At 55.5% G+C, this 5,013-nt stretch carries 7 protein-coding genes; all 7 read left to right on the top strand.

Going from position 1 to position 5,013, the window contains the following annotated elements:
• Nucleotides 1-484 (top strand): hypothetical protein (locus tag CHB83_RS24010; protein ID WP_179225633.1); only part of this gene is annotated, 484 nt, incomplete at its 5' end.
• Nucleotides 485-694: 210 nt separating this feature from the next.
• Nucleotides 695-1,279 (top strand): hypothetical protein, encoded by a 585-nt coding sequence (locus CHB83_RS23335; RefSeq protein ID WP_089334540.1) that lies wholly within the window; start codon nucleotides 695-697, stop codon nucleotides 1,277-1,279.
• Nucleotides 1,266-1,562 (top strand): hypothetical protein, encoded by a 297-nt coding sequence (locus tag CHB83_RS23330; protein ID WP_143437272.1) that lies wholly within the window; start codon nucleotides 1,266-1,268, stop codon nucleotides 1,560-1,562. The genes CHB83_RS23335 and CHB83_RS23330 overlap by 14 nt, the downstream gene beginning before the upstream one ends.
• Nucleotides 1,559-1,891, top strand: coding sequence for a hypothetical protein (locus CHB83_RS23325; protein ID WP_143437271.1), 333 nt, complete (start codon nucleotides 1,559-1,561; stop codon nucleotides 1,889-1,891). The genes CHB83_RS23330 and CHB83_RS23325 overlap by 4 nt, the downstream gene beginning before the upstream one ends.
• 258 nt (nucleotides 1,892-2,149) lie before the next feature.
• Complete coding sequence (locus CHB83_RS23320) at nucleotides 2,150-2,593, top strand: DMT family transporter (protein WP_179225632.1); 444 nt, start codon at nucleotides 2,150-2,152, stop codon at nucleotides 2,591-2,593.
• Between the two features lie 950 nt (nucleotides 2,594-3,543).
• Entirely contained in the window at nucleotides 3,544-3,927 is a 384-nt protein-coding gene (locus CHB83_RS23315) for a hypothetical protein (RefSeq protein WP_143437270.1), read from the top strand.
• A gap of 200 nt (nucleotides 3,928-4,127) precedes the next feature.
• Nucleotides 4,128-5,013, top strand: an 886-nt coding sequence (gene mobV, locus CHB83_RS23310; protein ID WP_089334535.1) for a MobV family relaxase, incomplete at its 3' end; no start/stop codon positions are given.

Genomic DNA, 5,013 nt, shown 5'->3' with positions numbered 1-5,013 from the left:
CGCCAAAGACCGGGAAAAGACCCTTGCCCGGCAGTTAGCGAGCGTAGAGGGCACGAAAACGAAGGAAATTGGCCGCCGGGAATCGTTTGAGGGGGGATTCAAGCGGGCGGCCGTGCTCGCGGTACAAGGCGAGACGTTGCCGGCGAACGTGCTGGCGTACGGCCAGCAGATTCGCTCCAGTATGCAGGTCGAGGCTGAAAAACACGTTCAGCAGGCCCTAAAGACCCCTATTCGGCAAGCGGGCGACCTGACCGAGCAACTAAAAAAGCTCCCAGGCTACACCTACCGGGAGGACGCGGCTACTAAACAGGGCGAGTTGCGCCACACGGCCACCGGCAGCCGGTTCGAGCTGGCCGAGCTGAAGCCGGGCGGGGTGTCGATGAAAGAGGCTTACGACCAGGCCGTGCAACGCACCGCGCAGCGCGACCAGACCCAGAGCAAAGGGCAAAGCCGAGGAGGGAGAGGCGTAAGCATGGGAGGGTAAGAAATACCCCTTTTTAAGAGCTAAGAAGGGAAAAATGGATAAAATATTAGTAATAAGAAGGTTATCCAAAAAAAAAGTTCAAGGTTCCTGAACTGAGAGTTCAAGGTATGAAAACTATTTGTTCAAATTTTATGCTTAAAATTTGAACTATACGTCCAAAATGACTGACTTTATAGTTTATATTTGTGGCTCATAAAATGAACTCACAGTATGGAAAAAATGGAAAAAGCTGGAAAACTTACTTCCTTTCCAGTACACCAAAGCAACCCATATTTGACCTCTTTAGTGGTTCCCACTCGGAACAAAGTGGTGCAGGTAGGCAACCCTAAAGAGTTTGCGATGGTGAACACCGACACAGGGGAAGAGCATAGTATGCTCATTGGTACAAAGCATGTAGTTGATAAAGAAGAGTTTAGAAAGATTTTTAAGGGCAATATTAAGACTTTGTTTTGCCTGAGCAGTGCTGGAATCAAGGCTTTTGGGTACTTTTTGGATGCCCTACATGTGTCCAAAGACCAGGTGCTTTTTGACTTAGAAGACTGCATGAAATTCACAGGCTATACTAGCAAAGCGTCTATTTATAGTGGTGTAAGTGAATTACTTAAAAATAATTTTATAGCTCGTACTCACAAGGCTTACACCTTCTTCATTAACCCCGCTATTTTCTTCAATGGTAGCCGGCTTGTGATGGTGAACGAATATGTAGTGCAGCAGGACAAAAAAACGCCCTTTCCCAAGCCTCAACTAGACCTTTTTGAGCAAACCAATATTCCAACCACCCATGCCAACACCTGAACAACGTCTAGACCAACTGGAACCTGTCATTAGCGAAATGCTTGCTAAACAGGATGAAACGGCAGCCAAAGTAGAACGAGTATCTGCCCAAGTGCGACAACTCACAGTAGTTGTCACCAACTCGCTAACCACCCAGAGCGATAACATCGAGTTTTTACTTACTCGAACGCAACAGTTAACAGAAGGACAAGCCAGATTAGAGCAGGGCCAATCTGAATTGAAAGAGCAAGTAAATCAAGGGTTTAACCAAATAATTTCTCTTATCAATGAGAAAATGAAATGACCGTTTTTGTAGACTTGCCTACAGTACGTCATTCAGCCTTTTATTTCGCCCTGCTGTCGTCCCCTTACCCTCCGCCCCCAATGTCCGCCACCAAAAAGCTGCCCGCCACTTCCGAAGATTGCCGCGTTGTGACGACGGAAGAGGCCCTCGCCTACCTGACGCAACAGGGCGTGCGCTTGGACCAGGCCGAAGGGGTGACCATCCCCAGCCAGTTCGCCCGGGGGTACGCGCTGGATACGGGGGAAGTGGTGGTCGTGGAAAACGGGTGGCGCGCCGACTCCCCGGCCTTGATTTTCGCCACCGGCACGGGCTTTGCTGGGTGTTGTTAAACAAATAGGGGAAAACCTCCGACTCGGAAGCTAAGCAGGTTGAATGCTGCCAGTAAGGTATGAATGCGGCGTAAGAGTAGCGAGGAACGATGGTTTTACACGTCCCTTAAGGCCATCGAAAAAGGACAGTAAAAACGAACGTTTGTTCTGGCGCTGGTGCCATCCATTCCTCACATTATCATTTGATAGTACCTTACTGGTACCTCAATAAAAAGCCAAGCCGTTACCTGACGGCCGTGGATGTTGGCAAATCCTCCTATGAAATACCTGCTCCTGGGATTATTGGTCCTGGCCGGCGCAGCGATTACGCTACAGTCAGCCGTGAATAGCCAACTCAAAACCGCCGTGCCGCATGTGCTGTGGGCCGTGCTCATCTCCTACCTGGGCGGCAGCGTGGTCGCCGGGGTATTGCTGCTGCTCACCCAGGCCCCGCCGCTGGCCCTGCCCGCCCTGGCCCGGGTGCCGTGGTACGGCTGGACCGGCGGCCTCCTGGGCGTGGGGTACGTGTTGACCATCACCTGGTCGCTGAAGCGCGTGGGGGCCGCCAACTTGTTTGCCCTGGTCGTGGCCGGCCAGTTGGTGACGGCCCTGCTGCTCGACCAGGCCGGGTGGCTGGGCCTGGAGCGGAGCGCCTGGTCGGTTTCCAAACTTGTCGGGGTCGCCCTGCTGGTGGGCGGGGCGTATTTAATCAACCGGCCGTGAACGCTGGGGTAGCAGGGACTTAGAGGCGTTTGCCGTCTCCCCTTTCTTCCCTGACCGAAAGTTCCGGTTCCACCTCCTGCGCGGTCCTGTTGGGCTTTCAAGCCGGAGGTTTTCCCCTATTTGTTTAATAACACCCACAAAAGGGAAAAAGACCTTAAGTTTGGGGGCTGTTTGAAGCGTAACCGGCTCTGCTGAGGAGCAACCGGCCAGGAATAAAACAGCCCCCAGACGCGCAAGCCAGCGTTGAAGGTTCGCCCTCTGTTGGCCCAGCTCAGACACCGCTCAGCGTTGAAGGTTCGCCCTGTGCTGAGCGGTGTTTAGGTTTTCAGGCATGTTCCCCGCCGCGCTGTTTGGGGCAGTGGGGAAGAACCACCCAGGCAAGCGCGGCGGGGAACATGCCAAAGAAAACCTATCCCCGGAACGGGGAAGGCTTACCGCTTCGAGCGGGGAGATTTGTTGCGTGAAGTGGCCCACAGACGGATTTCTTTGAGGAAGGGGGTTGCTGCTGCGAGTAGGGCTGCTATTTCAATAAGGTGTGCCATGTGAGGTAATTTTTTAGCTTATATATCCTGGCGGACGATTCGATTTTTGCCGCTTTTCACCCCTTAGTCTTTCGGGCGTTGAAAACGGCATGGCATTAAGCGGCTCTGCTAAATAGGGCAGCCCTGTAAAGCTCCGATTTGGGGTTGGTTGGAAAAAGGACACAAAAACGGCGCTTCAAAAAAGCCGTTTCCAGCCAGTAGGGGCACATTTTCAAAAAATGGGCACAATGAGGGGTGGAACAGGCGGCAGGACGCGGCCGTTAACTGAGGAAAAAAGGAGCGGAGCGGAGCGCACACTATCATCTCGCAAATGACCAATCCGGGGGTGCGGGGCCGGAAACGGCACAAGGAGGAAATGAACAAGACCGGTTTTGTGGCTTTTCAGTCCTGCTAATCTTCTCTTCCCTTTTGTACTTTAGCCTTATGATAGCACAGTGCCAGAAGTGCGGGAAGGACTACGAGCCGAAGCGTCGAGGGGGGAAATTCTGTTCGGTCTCGTGCCGGGTGGTGCAGCATCAGCTCATCAAGCGGGGGGAGGCATGGGGGAAGCCAGCGAGCGGAGACGAGCGGTATTTGGCGGATAAGTTGGTCGCGGTCGGGCGGTCAGCCACCGAAGCACTGGTACAGGTCGAGGGGTTGCCGGCAGCCGAGGCGTTTAGTCGTTTGCGGGCGTTGGTGCAGGGATGGGCCGGAGTAGCTCACAACTCCATCATCGAGAAGGTGCAGTACAACGAGCAGCAGGAAATGAACGCCCAGGCTACCCGAATGAAGCGCCTCAAAGGGAGTAAATAAGGGTATTAGCGTAAGCGATAAGCGTAAGTTTTGCCTAATATGTACCCTGAAAAAGGCCCGTTAGCGTAAGTAATAAGCGTAAATAACAGGCCTAAAACCGCGCGAGAAAAACAACGGTATAACCCACTATACCGGACTTCGTCCGGTGTGGGGCTTGCAGCCGGCCCTACGCAGTATCCAGCCTCTTTCCCCACCGCCCCATGCCCTACGCCATTTGCCGAGTTGCCAAGATTAAGACCGCCCAAGCGGGCGCGGCCAAGACCGCCCACAACTACCGGCAGCGCGAAACGCCCAACGCCGATACTGAGCGCAAGCCCCTCAACCGGGAGTACATCAACACGGCCGAGCGCAATTATTGGGAGCTGGCTACCGAGCGCATTCAGGAGGCCGGGGCCAAAGTCCGGCATGATTCGGTGCGCGGGGTGGAGGTGCTGCTGACCGCCAGCCCGGAGGCGTTCAAGCGCCAGGCCGATGGAACCCCGCACGACTGGCACGGCAGCCAGTGGGCCGAGGCCAATATTGCATTTTTGAAGGGCAAGTTTGGGGAGCAAAACGTGGTGAGCTGCACCCTGCACCAAGACGAGCTAACCCCCCATTTTCACGCGGTCGTCGTGCCCATCACGGCCGACGGTCGCTTGTCGGCCAAGGACGTGTTCAACCCGAAGACCCTGCGTGCCCTGCAAACCGAATACGCCGAGGCCATGAAGCCGTTCGGGATGGAGCGGGGGGTAGAGCACAGCCGCGCCAAGCATGAGGTCATGCGGCACGTCTACGGAGCGCAGGAACGGAGCCGGGGCGAGCTGGCCACGCTGACCAAGCCGGAGCCGGCCACGCGCCTGCGCATCGAGGGGCCGAGTGCGCTGGACCTGGTCAACCTGAGCAAGTGGCGGGCCGACCAGGAGGCGCGGCTGAACGCGGAGCTGGCCCGGCAGCTCGCCGCAGCCAACGAGCGGGCCAGCAAGGCGGCCAGCATCGCCCAGGACAGCGCCAGCGCCAAAGACCGGGAAAAGACCCTTGCCCGGCAGTTAGCGAGCGTAGAGGGCACGAAAACGAAGGAAATTGGCCGCCGGGAATCGTTTGAGGGGG

Source organism: Hymenobacter mucosus (assembly GCF_900188255.1).
GTDB classification, from domain to species: Bacteria; Bacteroidota; Bacteroidia; order Cytophagales; family Hymenobacteraceae; genus Hymenobacter; species Hymenobacter mucosus.
This window is presented reverse-complemented; position numbering and strand designations above follow the sequence as displayed.